At 63.9% G+C, this 15,285-nt stretch carries 14 protein-coding genes; 7 read left to right on the top strand and 7 right to left on the bottom strand.

What is annotated here, in order from left to right; genetic code table 11:
• Positions 1 to 31: 31 nt before the first annotated feature.
• From WH367_RS14835 to WH367_RS14825, 3 genes are all read right to left on the bottom strand, one after another.
• Complete coding sequence (locus WH367_RS14835) at positions 32 to 1,333, bottom strand: MFS transporter (RefSeq protein WP_339536678.1); 1,302 nt, start codon at positions 1,331 to 1,333, stop codon at positions 32 to 34.
• A gap of 229 nt (positions 1,334 to 1,562) precedes the next feature.
• Positions 1,563 to 3,083: an acetyl-CoA hydrolase/transferase family protein gene (locus WH367_RS14830; RefSeq protein WP_339536677.1), complete on the bottom strand. Its 1,521-nt coding sequence runs from the start codon at positions 3,081 to 3,083 to the stop codon at positions 1,563 to 1,565.
• 236 nt (positions 3,084 to 3,319) lie between these two features.
• Positions 3,320 to 4,612 carry a solute carrier family 23 protein gene (locus WH367_RS14825; protein WP_339536676.1) on the bottom strand — a complete coding sequence of 431 codons (1,293 nt, stop codon included), beginning with the start codon at positions 4,610 to 4,612 and terminating at the stop codon, positions 3,320 to 3,322.
• Positions 4,613 to 4,899: 287 nt separating this feature from the next.
• On the opposite strand from WH367_RS14825, the gene WH367_RS14820 reads away from it, so the two are divergent.
• The 6 genes from WH367_RS14820 to minE all read left to right on the top strand — a co-directional run bounded on the left by WH367_RS14820 (position 4,900) and on the right by minE (position 10,151).
• Positions 4,900 to 5,838, top strand: a complete 939-nt coding sequence (locus WH367_RS14820; protein WP_339536675.1) for a double zinc ribbon domain-containing protein — start codon at positions 4,900 to 4,902, stop codon at positions 5,836 to 5,838.
• Positions 5,839 to 5,861: 23 nt separating this feature from the next.
• Positions 5,862 to 6,500 (top strand): hypothetical protein, encoded by a 639-nt coding sequence (locus WH367_RS14815; protein WP_339536674.1) that lies wholly within the window; start codon positions 5,862 to 5,864, stop codon positions 6,498 to 6,500.
• 92 nt (positions 6,501 to 6,592) lie between these two features.
• Complete coding sequence (locus WH367_RS14810; RefSeq protein WP_339536673.1) at positions 6,593 to 8,086, top strand: hypothetical protein; 1,494 nt, start codon at positions 6,593 to 6,595, stop codon at positions 8,084 to 8,086.
• A gap of 190 nt (positions 8,087 to 8,276) precedes the next feature.
• On the top strand, positions 8,277 to 9,008 hold the full coding sequence (gene minC, locus WH367_RS14805) for a septum site-determining protein MinC (protein ID WP_021027474.1): 732 nt from the start codon (positions 8,277 to 8,279) through the stop codon (positions 9,006 to 9,008).
• 67 nt (positions 9,009 to 9,075) lie between these two features.
• The gene (gene minD / locus WH367_RS14800; protein WP_021027473.1) at positions 9,076 to 9,888 is read left to right on the top strand and encodes a septum site-determining protein MinD; all 813 of its coding nucleotides are present in this window, start codon (positions 9,076 to 9,078) and stop codon (positions 9,886 to 9,888) included.
• A 5-nt stretch (positions 9,889 to 9,893) separates the two neighbouring features.
• Positions 9,894 to 10,151, top strand: coding sequence for a cell division topological specificity factor MinE (gene minE / locus WH367_RS14795; RefSeq protein WP_021027472.1), 258 nt, complete (start codon positions 9,894 to 9,896; stop codon positions 10,149 to 10,151).
• Positions 10,152 to 10,543: 392 nt separating this feature from the next.
• Here minE and WH367_RS14790 read toward each other — a convergent pair whose 3' ends face one another.
• From WH367_RS14790 to WH367_RS14775, 4 genes are read right to left on the bottom strand one after another with little or no spacing between them, the layout of a single operon-like run.
• Positions 10,544 to 11,002: a PaaI family thioesterase gene (locus WH367_RS14790; RefSeq protein WP_021027471.1), complete on the bottom strand. Its 459-nt coding sequence runs from the start codon at positions 11,000 to 11,002 to the stop codon at positions 10,544 to 10,546.
• A complete protein-coding gene (locus tag WH367_RS14785) occupies positions 10,999 to 12,159 on the bottom strand; it encodes an acyl-CoA dehydrogenase family protein (RefSeq protein ID WP_021027470.1) in 1,161 nt (386 codons plus the stop codon). The genes WH367_RS14790 and WH367_RS14785 overlap by 4 nt, the downstream gene beginning before the upstream one ends.
• A 23-nt stretch (positions 12,160 to 12,182) precedes the next feature.
• Positions 12,183 to 13,376: a thiolase gene (locus WH367_RS14780; RefSeq protein WP_021027469.1), complete on the bottom strand. Its 1,194-nt coding sequence runs from the start codon at positions 13,374 to 13,376 to the stop codon at positions 12,183 to 12,185.
• 14 nt (positions 13,377 to 13,390) lie between these two features.
• Entirely contained in the window at positions 13,391 to 13,756 is a 366-nt protein-coding gene (locus WH367_RS14775; RefSeq protein ID WP_312988047.1) for a Zn-ribbon domain-containing OB-fold protein, read from the bottom strand.
• A 255-nt stretch (positions 13,757 to 14,011) separates the two neighbouring features.
• On the opposite strand from WH367_RS14775, the gene WH367_RS14770 reads away from it, so the two are divergent.
• Positions 14,012 to 15,220: an ABC transporter substrate-binding protein gene (locus tag WH367_RS14770; RefSeq protein WP_312988049.1), complete on the top strand. Its 1,209-nt coding sequence runs from the start codon at positions 14,012 to 14,014 to the stop codon at positions 15,218 to 15,220.
• Positions 15,221 to 15,285: the final 65 nt, after the last annotated feature.

Genomic DNA, 15,285 nt, shown 5'->3' with positions numbered 1-15,285 from the left:
TTGTTTTTTGGGAGGAGGGTGTAGCCGCGCCTTAGTGGGCCTGGGCCTTCACATCAAAGCCTTCAGCGCGGGTGTCATGGCGCATGAAGAACACCAGCGCAAACGCGACGACCGCCAGCGATGCCAGGAACATGACGGCGTAGACATCGTTGCCCATCTTGTCCTTGAGCGTGCCAAAGATCGTGGGGCCGATGTAGCCACCCAGGTTGCCGATGGAGTTGATCCAGGCGATGCCCGCAGCGGCTGCGGTGCCGCTCAAAAAGGCCGTAGGCAGGGTCCAGAAGGTGGGCAGCGCGCTGAAGATGCCAAAGGCAGCCAGGGTCACCGCCGCCATCTTGGGCACCGGTGCGGCGGTGTTGGCGGCGATCAGCAGGCCGGCAACGATGCAGGCCAGCGGAATCAGCACAAACCATTTGCGCTCCTTCATGCGGTCGGAGCCGCGCGTCCAGAAGATCATTGCGATCGCGCCCACCAGGTAGGGGAAGGCGTTGATAAAGCCGACCTGCACATTGGACAGGCCACCAAAGCCCTTGATGATCTGCGGCAGGAAGAAGCCCAGGCCGTAGAGCGGCACGGTGATGCCCATGTAGACAAAGCCCAGCGCGATCACCTTGGGGTTGAGCAGGGTCTGCTTCCAGGAGATCTTGTGGATGGATTCACGGTTCTGGCGCTCGGCCGTCAGGGTCTGGGCCAGCCAGGCACGTTCCTCGTCGCTCAGCCACTTGGCATCCTGCGGGCCATCGGGCAGGTAGAACAGCACGACAAAGGTCAGGAAGATCGCGGGCAGCGCTTCCAGGATGAACAGCCACTGCCAGCCGTGCATGCCGCCCATGCCGTCCATATCAAGGATAAAGCCGGAGATGGGCGCGCCGATCACTGTGGAGATCGGAATGGCGAACATGAACCAACCAACGATGCGCGCCCGGTAGGCGGCCGGGAACCACAGGGTGATGTAGAAGATCACGCCGGGGAAAAAGCCCGCCTCGGCAATCCCCAGCAGAAAGCGCACCACATTGAAGCTGGTGGCGCTGTCCACCCAGGCCTGGCCAGCCGAGAGCACGCCCCAGCTGAACATGATGCGGGCGATCCATTTGCGCGCGCCAAACTTTTCCAGCGCCAGATTGCTGGGTACTTCACAGAGAAAGTACGACAGAAAGAAGATGCCGGCCGCGCTGCCAAAGACCGCTGCCGAGAACCCCAGGTCCTTGGACATGCTGGCCCCGGCAAAGCCGATATTGACGCGGTCGAGGTAGGCGATGAAGTAGCAGACCATGAGCAGCGGCAAGAGCCGCCAGCTGATCTTGGAGATGGTGCGCTGTTCCAGGGTGTCCATGTTGGTCTCCGATGCTGTTATGGGTAGGACGGGTGGCTAAGGTGCTTCGCTTTTGATAGCTGTATGTTCAGATTTATCAACGGCTGCTGCGGCTTTTTACATAGCTGATGCCATGGATCGCCGCTATTGTGCGCCGCAGCGCCCGCTGCCGCTATTGCGTCGGAGACAGATGCAAAAAGCCCCGCGCAGCGCAGCTGCCGGGGCATGGAAACGGGGTCAGGATCCGGAATCAGGCGATTTTCATCGATCCGGTATCCAGGTAGCGCTGGTGCCAGGACAGCGCCTCGGTCAGGATATGGGGCGTGTGCAGGCCGGCAGACTGGTGCATCGCGCGGTCCACATAGTCCTGCAGCATGGGGCGGAAGTCCGGGTGCGCGCAGCGCTCGATGATGAGCTTGGCGCGCTGCCGGGGCGAGAGGCCGCGCAGATCGGCCAGGCCCTGCTCGGTAACGATGATTTGCGTGTCGTGCTCGGTGTGGTCCACATGCGAGCACATGGGCACGATGCAGGAGATATGACCGTTCTTGGCCACCGAGGGCGTGACGAAGAAGGACAGGTAGCCGTTGCGCGCAAAGTCGCCACTGCCGCCAATGCCGTTCATCATGCTCGAGCCCATCACATGGGTGGAGTTGATATTGCCGTAGATGTCGGCCTCGATCATCGAGTTCATCGCGATCACGCCCAGGCGGCGCACCAGCTCGGGGTGGTTGGAGATCTCCTGCGGGCGCAGGATGATGCGTTCGCGGTAGAAGTCGATGTTCTCCTCGAAATCGCGGTAGGCAGCAGCCGACAGCGAGATGGAGGTGGCCGAGGCGCGCGCCATCTTGCCCGTGCGCAGCAGGTCCAGCATGCCGTCCTGCAGCACTTCGGTAAAGCCCAGCAGGTTGTCGAAGGGGCCGGTGAGCAGGCCGGCCAGCACGGCATTGGCCACATTGCCCACGCCCGACTGGATGGGCAGCATCTCCTGGGGCAGGCGCCCCATCTTCATCTCGTGCGAGAGAAAGTCGATGATGGAGGCGGCAATGGTGTTGGAGTTGGCGTCCGGCGCAGCAAACACATTGTCGCGGTCGCCTTTGTGGGTCTCGACGACGGCGACGACCTTGTCCAGGTCCACCTTCAGGTAGCCCTCGCCAATGCGGTCATCGGCATGGGTCATGCGGATGGGCACGCGGCGCGGCGGGATGGCGGTGCCGTAGTAGATGTCGTGCATGCCTTCCATCTTGGCGGGCGGCTTGGTGTTCACCTCCAGGATCACCTTGTCGGCAATCTCCAGCCAGGTCTTGTTGTTGCCAACGGCAGTCGACGGGATCAGCAGGCCATCGGCGGTGATGCCCAGCACTTCGACCACCGCCACATGCATGTGGCCCAGAAAGCCGAACCAGGCGTGCTGGGCGACGTGGGACAGGTGCATGTCGATGAAGTCGATGTCGCCGGCATTGATGGACTTGCGCGCGATCGGGTCGGTGTTGAAGGGCAGGCGTTGGCCGATGGCAGCGGCCTCGGCCAGCACGCCGTCGCATTCGGCAGCGGTGGAGGCGCCCGTCCAGACATTGATCTTGTAGGGCCGGCCGGCGGCATGCTCGGCCTTGGCATGGGCTGCGATGGCCTGGGGCAGGGCCTTGGGGTAGCCTGCGCCGGTGAAGCCACTCATGCCCACATTGGCGCCAGCAGGGATCAGGGCGGCCGCGTCGGCTGCGGACATGATGCGGGAGTGCAGCGCGCTGCAGCGCACACGGTCATTCAACGACATGGGGGGAGACTCCAGGAAGGTGTTTTCGTTATTGTCTACAGATGCTGCCCGGCGGCAATGGCCGGGCTGCGAGGCGGGCAAATCTTAGCAGTCGTTGCACCCGAAACCATTGAGGATCCGGGAATACCCGATTGTGGATAAGTGCTACTGCGCTGGCAATTTATTGTTGCACTGCAACAATTTAGCGCATAAAAAAGCCCGGGACAACCGGGCTTGAGGATGCGTTGGCGTGCCGCTCAGCGCTTGTCGCTGCGGTTGAGCAGCTGGTAGAGGATGATCGCGCCAAAGGTCGCGGTCCCGATGCCGCCCAGCGCAAAGCTGCCGAACTTCAGGGTGAAGTCACCGGTGCCGATGATCAGCGTGATGGCCGCGACGATCAGGTTCTTGTGCTGCGAGAAATCCACCTTGTTTTCCACCCAGATCTTGGCGCCGGCCACCGCAATCAGGCCGAACACCACGATGGACACACCGCCCATGACGGGCAGCGGAATCGCCTGAATCAGCGCGCCAAACTTGGGCGAAAAGCCCAGCAGCAGTGCAATGAGGCCTGCGACCATGAACACCGCGGTGGAGTAGATGCGGGTGGCCGCCATCACACCGATGTTTTCTGCATAGGTGGTCACGCCCGTGCCGCCCACGCCGCCGCTGACCATCGTGGCCACGCCGTCACCGATGAAGGCCCGGCCCATGTACTGGTCCAGGTTGCGGCCGGTCATGGCCGTCACGGCCTTGATGTGGCCCAGGTTCTCGGCCACGAGGATGATCACGATCGGGGCGATCAGCACCATCGCCTGCGGGCTGAACTGGGGGGCCGAGAAATTGGGCATGCCGATCCAGGCGGCCGTGGCCAGGCCCGACAGATCGACCGGCTTGCCCAGGCCCATGCCATTGGTCAGGATGGCGTAGAGGATGGCTGCGGCAATCAGGCCCACCAGAATCAGCAGGCGCTGCACCATGCCCCGGGTGAGCACGGCCACCATGCCGACGCAGACAAAGGTCATCGCCTGCATCCAGCTCTCGAAGTTGTTGCTGGCCATGTTCTTGACAGGAACCGTGGCCAGGTTCAGGCCGATCACGGCCACGATCGCGCCCGTCACCACCGGCGGCATGAAGCGCTCGATCCAGCCGGTGCCGACCGCCTGCACGATAAAGCCGATCAAGGTGTAGAGCAGGCCGCAGGCGATGATGCCGCCCAGCGCCATGCCGATGTTGGCATTGGGCCCGGAGCCGGCATAGCCGGTGGCGGCAATCACCACGCCGATGAACGCAAAGCTCGATCCCAGGTAGCTGGGCACGCGCCCGCCGGTGATCAAAAAGAAGATCAAAGTGCCGACGCCACTCATCAAAATGGCGACATTGGGGTCAAAACCCATCAAAATGGGCGCCAGAATGGTCGAGCCAAACATGGCGATGACATGCTGCACCCCCATGATCGAGGTTTGTGGCCAGGGCAGGCGCTCGTCGGGTGCGACGACATCGTCAGCGCTGGGGCGCACTTCACGCCAGCGGGGAAGGAAGGAATCAGACATGGTTTTGGCAGGCCGCAGGCAGGGCTGCTCCGGGAGGGGCAGTTGCAGGCGAGCGAGAGAAAAGGTGCTGCATCATAGTGAATTTGCCAAGCCTTGTAGAGAGAGGGAAACTCTCTAACCAGGGCCGGGGCGGGGACTGCAGGGGCCCCAGCGGCAATGACCGTGCAAGTCTGTGGTGTGCTGACACTGGCTTGTTTGGCCAATGCGATAGATAATCACAATGACATTGATAACAAATACGGTAGGTTGCTAGCAGCAACCTGTTTGTTTAGGGAGAGAGGGTTTCCATGAACTGTGTGCAATGTGGCGAGGCATTGGCCGCCGGCGCCAAATTTTGTCGAAAATGCGGCTGCAAGCTGCAGACCGCCGTGGCGCCCGAGACCGCAGCCAGCCCGCGCAGTGCGCCGGCTGCGCCGGTGGCCGCCTACGCCACCTGCCCCGATTGCGGCGCGCTGTGCAAGGGCCAGGCGCTGTTTTGCAAGCAGTGTGGATGCCGCTTTGAAGAAACCCCTGGATTTCAGGACACGGCCCCCGACTGGGATGCCCCGCTGAGCGTGGCCGAAGAAAAGGCCATCCTGGTCTTTGGCAATGTGCAGGACAGCTCCCTGCCGCCCTCGAGCTTGCCGCCGGGCGAGCGCATCCAGACCAGCGCCGCGATGGTGATTGGCGGAGCGGCGGCAAGCCCGGCAGCGGCCGTGCCTGCGCCCGCACTGCGCGATCCCGAGGTGCCCTTGTGGGAGACCGATGCCGCTGCCAGGCGTGCCCCTCCCGTTGCCCCCGATACCCCTGTGCGGCCACGTGCCAGCGCGCAGCTGCGCAACCCCATGCCTGAAGCCCCGCAGCCCCCCAGTGGCCAGGGGCTGCGCATCGTGCTGGCGCTGCTGGGCGTCGCTGTCCTGGCCGGTGGCGGCGCCTGGTGGTGGAAGAGCCAGCAAGGGCGCCCGGCTGGTGGCGCGGTGGCAGCGCCCAGCGTCTCCGCCCCTGCTGCGCCCGCCCAGCCCGTGGCCGCCGATGCCGCCGTGCAGGTAGAGTCCGCAGCGCCTGCGATGGTCGCGACCGATGCCGCACTCGCCCCCAATGAAACGCTGCTGGCGCCAGCGCCCGCCGAGGACGCGGCAGCCGCTGCGGTGGCGGTGGAAGAAGCGCCCGCCCCGGCACCTGCACCGGCCCGCCCGGCGGTGCGCAAGCCGGCGCGCAAACAGACCTTGGATGATTTGCTGAATTGAAGGAGAGCCTTGTGAAGCTGTTGATGAAAATGTCCGCCCTGGTGTCGGTGCTCGCGCTGGCCGGTTGTGCAGCCCCTCCGCCAGAACCCGCGCCGGCTCCGGCGCCGGCCGTGCCGGTGCAGGTCGAATGCGGTGTCGCATCCCCCCCCGGCTGCCGTGAGCCTGCCGTGCCACCTGCACTGCTGACCTGGGAGCAGAAGATGAAGGGCGAGATCGACGAAGCCGAGGCCCTGCGCCTGCGTGCCGTTGAGGCCATGTCGGCCTTGCCTGCCAAGCAGCGCATCAAGGAAGGCAGCAAGACCATGACGACCGAGCAGGTCTTCAGCACCAGCCAGGCGCCCGCCACGCGCGCCATGCCGGTGCTCGATTCGGTCTCGCTCGATCTGCCCTGGGCCACCAAGTCGCGCCAGGAGCACAAGGATGCGATGGTCGCCATCAAGGACATCGCCACGATGATGGCCGACAACCGCGGCGGCGCGACGATCTATGTGACCGTCTCGCCGCGCGATCTGCGCGCCAAGAAGGTCAACACCAACTCCGGCACCGCGCCCACCGAGGCCGGCAACCCGGTCGAGGTCAAGAAATCGGCCGACAAGAATGTGCCCGCCGGTGTCGAGCACTTCGTGATCCAGGCCAAGCCCTGGCCCAGTCGCATCGACTGAGCAGGCGGCCCATCCCTCCATCTCCGCCATGAACGCGCCTGCGCGGGCCATGGCAGAGCAGCTATACGGTAAAAACGACGAAGGAATCGCAGATGTCTTCTCCCCAATCGATGTTGAAGTCCATTGACTTTGGCCAACTGATGCGAGCGGCCGAGGGGCTGACCCAATGGCGTGTGCTCGGCTTGTCGTTCCTGACCTGGCTGGCCGGAGGGCTGGTGATGGTGGGCGGCCAGATGCTGGCAACCCGTGCGGGCAGCATGCTGCTGGCGCTGCTGTTCCTGGTCATCGCCTCGGTGGTGTTCTCCGCCGGCATGTCGGCCGTCGGCATCCTGCTGCAGGACAAGGCCAAGGATGTGGAGCAGCGCAGCGTTGCCGCCGCGATCCGGGCGGGCCTGCTGTGTGTGCCGCGCTTTATCCTGTTTGGTCTGCTGGTACTGGCTGTGGTGCTGGGCCTGTGCCTGGTGGCGGCCATTGTGTATTTCGTCTGCAAGATCCCGTTCATCGGACCGATCCTGCTGTTCTTTGCCCACCCGGTGATGGTGATCGCCGCCTCGGTGTTCTTCATCGCGCTGTACTGGGTGGCCGCGCCGCTGCTCGCGCCCGCGATCTGGGATGGCCGCTCGCTGCGCCGCGCAGTATCGCTGGTGGTGGCCGTCGTGCGCACGCGCCTGGTGCCACTGGTGCTGATGCTGCTGGCGCTCTACATCGTCATCACCGTGATCACCCTGGTGGTGTTCACCGGCTTCATCCCCGGCTTTGCCTACATGACGGCCATTGCCAGCGGCGTGATTGGCCCGAGCATGATGGCCTCGATGGGCGGCATGGGCAACTCCGCCGCCTTTGGCGCGATGGCCAGCAGCGGCCATATGCTGGCCGGCACCCTGTCGACCGTGATCCTGTTTGCGGTGCTGATGGCGCTGACCATGCAGGTGATGATCATGGGTGTGAACATCATCTACCTGATGGTCACCGACGGTCTTGATGAGCAGGGCACCGAAGAGAGCCTGCAGGCCGGCATTGACCTGGCGCGCGAAAAGGCCCGCCAGGCCCAGGGCATGGCCCGTGAAGCGGCCGACAAGGTGCGCCATGCCGCGCATATGGATGGCCATGGCCACCAGGGTGCTGCGGCACGCGGCCCGGCAGCGCCTGTGGCGCCAGTGACGCCTTCCGCACCGGTGGCACCGCAACACGATATCTTTGCCCCGGCACCTGCGCCGGTCGCATCTGCTGCACCTGCTGCGCCCGTGGCGCCAGTCCCTGCACCGGTGGCCGCGCCGGTACAGGAGCCTGCGCCTGTGCAGCCACCAGCCCCTGTCGCTCCGGCTCCTGTAGGCACGACTCCTGTAGCCTCGGCACCCGTGGTGGCTCCTGCCCCGGTGCAAGCCCCGGTGGCGCCAGCGCCAGCAGCCGGCCTGGGTGCTGCAGCAGTAGCCGGCGGCGCGGCAGCCGCATCGGCCTTGCCGCCTACAGCAGCGCCAGCGGCACCGGCGGCCTCCGAGCCCTTGCTGCGCTGCCGCAGCTGCTTTGAAGTGGTGGCGGCCGACGATGTGTTCTGCGGCCACTGCGGTTTCCAGCTCAAGCCTTGACGGGTTGTGGCATTCTTTGAGGGCGCGCAAGCGCCCTTTTTCATGGCACTCTGTATCCGCCCGTAAGCGCGGCTTCATTGGTAAAAGAGTGTTGTCAATCCGGGCAAAACGGCAGACCGGCTGCGGCGATTCACGTCAGGCAGGTTACACTTTGCCGATTCATGTCCAGTAACTAGATCGGCTTATAACCATGTCAGGTGAAACGACCCAGCGCAGCGGTTTCGATATGAAAAGCGCCCAGTTGCCGGTGGTTGCGTTCGCTCTGCGTTCGGCCGACCTGGAGCAGTTGGCGCAGGAGTTTGCCGAGCGTTTTGGCAGCGATTCCGCCTTTTTCGACCATGACCCGGTGCTGGTCGATCTGGCGCAGCTGCGCGAGGCCGATGAGGACATCGACTTTGCCGCCCTGGTGGCCTTGCTGCGCCAGTACCGCACCACACCGGTGGCGGTGCGCGGCGGCAGCGAGGCGCAGATGGCCAGTGCCTATGCGGCCGGCCTGATCGCCGCGCCCGAGGCGCCACCGGCGCGCAAGGCGGCCGAGCCCGAAGTGCGCGAGGTCGAAGTCGAGGTCATCAAGGAAGTGCAGCTGCCGGCCAAGGCGACCATGCGGGTCGACAAACCGATGCGCTCGGGCCAGCAGGTCTATGCGGCGGGCAGCGATGTGATCGTCAACGCCATCGTCAGCTACGGCGCCGAGGTGATTGCCGATGGCAACGTCCATGTCTACGGGCCCTTGCGGGGCCGGGCCGTGGCCGGCGCGCGGGGGGACAAGAGCGCACGTATTTATTGCACCTGTTTTGAGCCGCAGCTGGTGTCCATCGCGGGCATCTACCGCACGGTCGAGTCGGATTGGCCCGCCGAGCTGTCGGGCAAGGCAGCCGTGGTGCGGCTTGAAGGTGAGAAACTGTTGATCGAGCCGCTGTGACAGGCGCACGGGGACGGCCCGCACCGGGCTTTGGACATTTGAGGACGTAAAGGGATCGGATCGAAAGATGGCAAAAATCGTCGTTGTAACTTCCGGCAAGGGCGGAGTTGGAAAAACTACCACCAGTGCAAGCTTTGCGGCCGGACTGGCACTGAGCGGCCACAAGACTGCGGTGATCGACTTCGATGTCGGCCTGCGCAATCTGGACCTGATCATGGGCTGCGAGCGCCGTGTGGTCTATGACCTGATCAATGTGATCCAGGGCGAGGCCAACCTCAACCAGGCGCTGATCAAGGACAAGCAGCTGGAGAACCTCTACATCCTGGCCGCCTCGCAAACGCGCGACAAGGATGCGCTGACGCAGGACGGGGTCGAGAAGATCCTCAAGGACCTGGCGGCGATGGACTTTGACTTCATCGTCTGCGACTCGCCCGCCGGTATCGAGAGCGGCGCGCTGATGGCGATGCACTTTGCCGACGAGGCGCTGGTGGTCACCAACCCCGAGGTCTCTTCCGTGCGTGACTCGGACCGCATCCTGGGCATGCTCAGCTCCAAGACCAAGCGCGCCGTCGATGGCGGCGATCCGATCAAGGAGCACTTGCTGATCACGCGCTACAACCCCAACCGGGTGCAGGACGGCCAGATGCTGTCGCTGGAAGATATCCAGGACATTCTGCGCATTCCGCTGATCGGTGTGATTCCCGAGTCGGAATCGGTGCTGCAGGCGTCCAACCAGGGCACGCCTGCGATCAACCTGAACCAGACCGATGTGTCCGAAGCCTACAAGGATGTGGTGGCACGCTTTTTGGGTGAAGACAAGCCGATGCGCTTTACCGATGCGCAGAAGCCTGGTTTCTTCAAACGCATTTTTGGGAGGTAAGTTCAATGTCCTTGCTGTCCCTGTTCTTGGGTGAAAAGAAAAAGACCGCGTCGGTCGCCAAGGAGCGGCTGCAGATTATTTTGGCGCGTGAGCGCACGGGCCGTAGCAATAACCAGCCCGATTATCTCCCTGCGCTGCAGAAGGAGCTGATGGCTGTCATTGCCAAGTATGTCTCCATCAACCCAGATGACGTCCGCGTCAATCTCGAACGACAAGACAATCTCGAAGTCTTGGAAGTGAAGATCGAGCTGCCGGATAAGTAAGTTTTCTAGGTCTGAAGTGTTTGTTCGTGGTGCATGTGTGCTGCGGCGAATGCTTAGTCTGGCTGGGGCTTGGGTGGTTTTCGTATGGGGGTGGCGATATGGGCCCGCATGCGTTGTTGTGGCGCCTTGCCATACCAAAGTATTGTCTGCGGCGCCACGCCTAGCCTGCGGGCCCATCTCGCCATTGGGGTGAATGGTTCGGGGCGCTGTGCGCGCTGCTAACCCAGCTGTTGAATACCTGAATCACAATCCTGGTTTCCTTCCTCCAAAAAACAAACGCGACCTTCGGGTCGCGTTGTCGTTGGGGATAAATTTGTGAATTTCTGGCTGAGCTGGGATAAGTCAGCGGCTTATCCACAAAACTATGCACATGCCCGTGCTTTTCCCCTCAGTTATGCACTGGGTTCGGCCGTGTTGTCGTAGGCGTGGGCTTTCCAGTACTTGAAGGTGCCCTGGGCGGTGGCCAGGATGCGGCGGTTGGCGTCGTAGATGTTGGCCTGGCAGGTGCACAGCGAGCGGCCCTGGTTGATGACCCAGCCTTCGGCGACCAGCGGGCCACGGCCCGGGTAGATGAAGCGCGAGGACATCTCGACGGTGACGGCGGTGCTCGACGGCGCGCCGGGCGCGAGCACGGCAGCGCGCGACATGGCCACGTCGAGCAGGGTCATCAGAATGCCGCCATGCGCGGCGGGCAGCTGGTTGCACAGCTCCTCGCGCAGGTCGGGCAGGTGCACGCGCACGATGCCGTCTTCAAAGTTCGGGTCCTGGCGCGCGCCGATGAGGCGCAAAAAGGGCACGCGGGTGTTGAGGTCCTCGATGCTCAGCTGCTGGCGGGGTGGGGTGGTGCTCATGCGGCGGCCTTGGCGTCGCGCACCATGTTGCGCGCAATGATGATCTGCTGGATCTGGGTGGTGCCCTCGTAGAGGCGGAACAGGCGCACATCGCGGTAGAAGCGCTCGATGCCGTACTCGGCCATATAGCCCGAGCCGCCCAGGATCTGCACCGCACGGTCGGCCACGCGGCCGCACATCTCGGTGGCAAACATCTTGGCGCTCGATGCCTCGGTCGAGACGTTCTGGCCCGCATCGCGGCGGCGCGCGGCGTCGATGGTCATGCACTCGGCGGCATAGAGCTCGGCCTGGCTGTCAGCCAGCATGGCCTGCACCAGCTGGAAGTCGCAGATCGCCTGGCCAAACTGCTTGCGCTCGAGCGAGTACTGCAGCGCATCGCGCAGGATGCGCTTGGCGCAGCCCACCGCTACGGCGGCGATGTGGATACGGCCCTTTTCCAGCACCTTCATCGCGGTCTTGAAGCCCCGGCCCTCTTGCAGGCCAATCAGGTTGGCTGCGGGCACCTTGACGTTGTCAAAGATCACATCGCAGGTGTGGGCGCCGCGCTGGCCCATCTTCTTGTCGTACTTGCCAAAGCTGATGCCCGGGCTCTTGGCATCGACGATGAAGGAGGACACGCCCCCGGCGCCCTTGTCGGCCGGGTTGGTGCGCGCCATCAGGGTGAACATGCCGGCATGGGGCGCATTGGTGATGAAGCGCTTGGTGCCGTTGACGAGGTAGTGGTCGCCCTGCTTGACGGCGGTGGTGCGCAGGGAGGCCGCGTCCGAGCCGGCTTCGGGCTCGGTCAGCGCAAACGAGGCGATCACCTCGCCGGTGGCCAGGCGCGGCAGCCATTCGGCCTTCTGGGCATCGGTGCCATCCATCAGGATGCCTTGCGAGCCGATGCCCACCGTGGTGCCGATCACCGAGCGGAAGGCGGGCGAGGTCTGGCACAGCTCCAGCAGCACATGCACTTCCTCTTCCATCGTCAGCTCCAGGCCGCCGAACGCTTCGGGAATGGTCAGGCCAAACAGGCCCAGATCGCGCATCTCCTGCACGATGGCTTCGGGGATCTCGTCGGTCTCGGCGACTTCGTTTTCGGCGGGCACCAGGCGCTCGCGCACAAAGCGGCGCACGCTGTCGAGCAGCGCGTCCAGGGTTTCTTGGTCTCGGATCATGGATGGTTCTCTGTTGCGGGCCTTTAGAGCGTTGCCGCCGTGCCCAAAATCGCCGTGGCCTGGCTGGACAAGGTGCCGCCATTGCCGTGGGCCAGTGCGAGCTGGGCGCCCGCCACCTGGCGCTCGCCGCAGTTGCCGCGCAGCTGGCGCACCGCCTCGATCAGCGCAAAGATGCCGTACATGCCCGGGTGCACGCAGGACAGGCCGCCGCCATTGGTGTTGACCGGCAGGCTGCCGCCCGGTGCAATCGCGCCGCTGGCAACAAAGGCACCGGCCTCGCCCTTTTTGACAAAGCCCAGGTCTTCCAGGAAGAGCAGGGTGTTGATGGTGAAGGCGTCGTAGAGCTCGACCACATCCATGTCCTGCGCCGTCAGGCCCGCCATCGCAAAGGCCTGCGCGCCCGACTGGCTTGCAGCGGTGACGGTGAGGTCGGGCATCGACGAGATCTGGCGGTTCCAGCAAGCGGTCGCATTGCCCAGCACATAGATGGGCGCGTTCGGGCCGCGCTGGGCATCTTCGGCGCGGCTGAGCACAAAGGCGCCGCCGCCATCGGTCACCAGGCAGCAGTCGCGCACGGTGAAGGGATCGGCCACCATGCGCGCGCCCAGCACCTGCTCGATGGAGAGCGGATCGCGCATGAAGGCCTCGGGGTTCTTCTGCGCCCACTGGCGCGCCGAGACGGCGACGGCCGCAAGCTGCTCGCGCGTGGTGCCGTACTGGTGCATATGGCGCGCCGCAGCCATCGCATAGGCCGCGACCGGCATCGTGGGCTCAAACGGGTGCTCAAAAGGCTGCGGGTCCATGAACTTGCGCGCAGCGGTCGATTCTTTGCGGCCAAAGGCGGCCGAGCGCTGGGCGCTGCCGTAGCAGACCAGCACATGCTTGCACTGGCCGGCCTCCAAGGCCATGATCGAGGGCAGCAGGTGGGCGATAAAGCTGGAGCCGCCCACCATGGTGCCGTTGATGTAGTTCGGGTTGATGCCCAGGTGCTCGATCACCGGCATGGGCCACATGGTGGCGTTGACGCTGCAGGTGGCCAGGCCGTCGATGTCCTGCATCGTCAGGCCGGCATCGGCCACGGCCGCATGGGCAGCGCGGGCGAGCAGCAGCATATCGTCCGAGCCCGGGGCTTCGCCGCAGCCATAGGTGGCCACGCCGCTGATGGCGGCCTTGCCGCGCAGCGCGCGCAGGCCGCTGCTGGTATGTACTTGTGCCATGTTTTTATCCCTCGTTATGCGGCTTTGAACACCACCAGGCCCTTGCCGTTGTGCGCGATGACTTCGGCTTTCACCGCCATGCCGATCTTCACATCGGCCGGTGCCATGCCTTCGACGCGGCTCATCATGCGCGGGCCCTCTGCCAGGTCCACCAGCGCGACGTTGTAGTCGCCACCGGCCTCGGCCTTGCGGCGGATCACCGTCGTCGAGTAGACCGTGCCCTGGCCGCTGGGTTGCTCCCAGGCCAGCGCATCGCTGCCGCAATGCGGGCACAGCTCACGGGGGTAGAAGATGGCCTGGGCACAGGCCTTGCAGCGCTGAATCTGGAAGCTGCCCGTATCCAATGCAGCCTGGTACTGGCTTGACATCGAGGGTGTCATTGCGGAATCTTTCTGAGGAGATAGCGGATGGTGAAGCATGGCCCCATTGCCTGCTGCACGCAATTATTGGTTGCCGAAGAGGGGGTTTGGCCGCGCTTGACGAACCTGGGTGACACTGCTTTCGCTTCTGTGGGTATCAGGGTTTTCTAGGCTTTGGCGCAGGCTAAGGCGGCGCTTGGCAAATGCAGAAACCAGGGGGCCAGAAATCTCTAGCATCGTCTGTCAAACGCTTTCTATAAAACCGGAGACAAGACCATGAAAATGACCGCGCTGGCTTTGGCCATGGCCGCATGCTGCACGACGGGCGCACAAGCGCAGGGCATCTCTGACGATGTCGTCAAGATTGCCGTGCTCAGCGATATGTCTGGCCCCTATGCCGATACCGCAGGGCGGGGCTCGCTCGAAGCCGCGCGCATGGCGGTCGAGGACTTTGGCGGCACGGTCGGGGGCAAGAAGATCGAGGTGGTGTTTGCCGACCACCAGGGCAAGGCCGATGTCGGCGCCAGCCGCGCACGCACCTGGTTCGATACCGATGGCGTGGATGTGGTGGTGGACCTGAACAACTCGGCCGTCGCGATGGCGGTCTACAACCTGGCCAAGGAGCGCAACAAGCTGGTGCTGACCTCGGGCGGCGCATCGGACGCGCTGACCAGCGAAGCCTGCATCCCCACCGGCATCCACTACACCTATGACACCTATGCGATGGCCAGCGGCGTGGCCCACGCGATGCTGGAAAAAGGCAAGAAGGACTGGTACATCATGGCGGTGGACTATGCCTTCGGCAAGGCTGGCGCCGAGACGGTGACCAATATCGTCAGCAAGGGCGGCGGCAAGATCGTGGGGCGCACCAACTTCCCGCTCAATGCCAGCGATTTCTCGTCCTTTGTGCTGCAGGCGCAGGAGTCCAAGGCCTCGGTGGTCACCCTGGTGAGCGCCGGCAATGACACCATCAATGCGATCAAGTCGGCCAAGCAGTTTGGCCTGATGCAAAAGCAGACCGTGGCGCCGCAGTTCATGTTCATCCAGGACGTGCATTCGCTGGGCCTCAAGACCGCGCAGGGCCTGACCTTTGCGACCGCCTTCTACTGGGACCGCACCCCCGAGACGCGCGCCTTCTCGCAGCGTTTTTTTGAGCGCATGGGCAAGAAGACCATGCCCTCGATGGTGCATGCCGGTACCTACTCGGCCGTCACCCAGTACCTGAAGGCTGTGGCCGCGACCAAGACCGACGACGGCCCAGCGGTGACCAAGTACCTCAAGTCCAACAAGATCGAGGATTTCTTCAGCCAGAACGGCCATGTGCGTGAGGACGGCCGCATGGTGCACGACCTCTACCTGGTGCAGGTCAAGTCGCCCGAGGAATCCAAAGGCCCTTGGGATTACTACAAGGTGCTGGCCACCATCCCGGGTGACCAGGCCTTCCGGCCCATGGCCGATGGCAAGTGTGGTTTCGTGAAGAAGTAACCACAGACTTATCCACAGGCAACGCGGTCTTCAGCGCTGAAAGACCGCGTTATGCATTCCAAACC

Source organism: Comamonas sp. MYb21 (assembly GCF_037479395.1).
GTDB lineage: Bacteria > Pseudomonadota > Gammaproteobacteria > Burkholderiales > Burkholderiaceae_C > Comamonas.
The sequence above is the reverse complement of the archived record's forward strand: the minus strand, read 5'-3'. Positions and strand labels throughout refer to the sequence as shown.

Bases quoted from the DNA above. Each gene is read 5' to 3' on its own strand.
- minC (WP_021027474.1), top strand. From the start codon at position 8,277: ATGTCAGGTGAAACGACCCAGCGCAGCGGTTTCGATATGAAAAGCGCC.
- WH367_RS14780 (WP_021027469.1), bottom strand. From the start codon at position 13,376: ATGGCACAAGTACATACCAGCAGCGGCCTGCGCGCGCTGCGCGGCAAG.
- WH367_RS14835 (WP_339536678.1), bottom strand. From the start codon at position 1,333: ATGGACACCCTGGAACAGCGCACCATCTCCAAGATCAGCTGGCGGCTC.
- WH367_RS14830 (WP_339536677.1), bottom strand. From the start codon at position 3,083: ATGTCGTTGAATGACCGTGTGCGCTGCAGCGCGCTGCACTCCCGCATC.
- WH367_RS14820 (WP_339536675.1), top strand. From the start codon at position 4,900: ATGAACTGTGTGCAATGTGGCGAGGCATTGGCCGCCGGCGCCAAATTT.
- minD (WP_021027473.1), top strand. From the start codon at position 9,076: ATGGCAAAAATCGTCGTTGTAACTTCCGGCAAGGGCGGAGTTGGAAAA.
- WH367_RS14815 (WP_339536674.1), top strand. From the start codon at position 5,862: ATGAAAATGTCCGCCCTGGTGTCGGTGCTCGCGCTGGCCGGTTGTGCA.
- WH367_RS14785 (WP_021027470.1), bottom strand. From the start codon at position 12,159: ATGATCCGAGACCAAGAAACCCTGGACGCGCTGCTCGACAGCGTGCGC.
- WH367_RS14775 (WP_312988047.1), bottom strand. From the start codon at position 13,756: ATGACACCCTCGATGTCAAGCCAGTACCAGGCTGCATTGGATACGGGC.
- WH367_RS14810 (WP_339536673.1), top strand. From the start codon at position 6,593: ATGTCTTCTCCCCAATCGATGTTGAAGTCCATTGACTTTGGCCAACTG.
- WH367_RS14825 (WP_339536676.1), bottom strand. From the start codon at position 4,612: ATGTCTGATTCCTTCCTTCCCCGCTGGCGTGAAGTGCGCCCCAGCGCT.
- WH367_RS14770 (WP_312988049.1), top strand. From the start codon at position 14,012: ATGAAAATGACCGCGCTGGCTTTGGCCATGGCCGCATGCTGCACGACG.
- minE (WP_021027472.1), top strand. From the start codon at position 9,894: ATGTCCTTGCTGTCCCTGTTCTTGGGTGAAAAGAAAAAGACCGCGTCG.
- WH367_RS14790 (WP_021027471.1), bottom strand. From the start codon at position 11,002: ATGAGCACCACCCCACCCCGCCAGCAGCTGAGCATCGAGGACCTCAAC.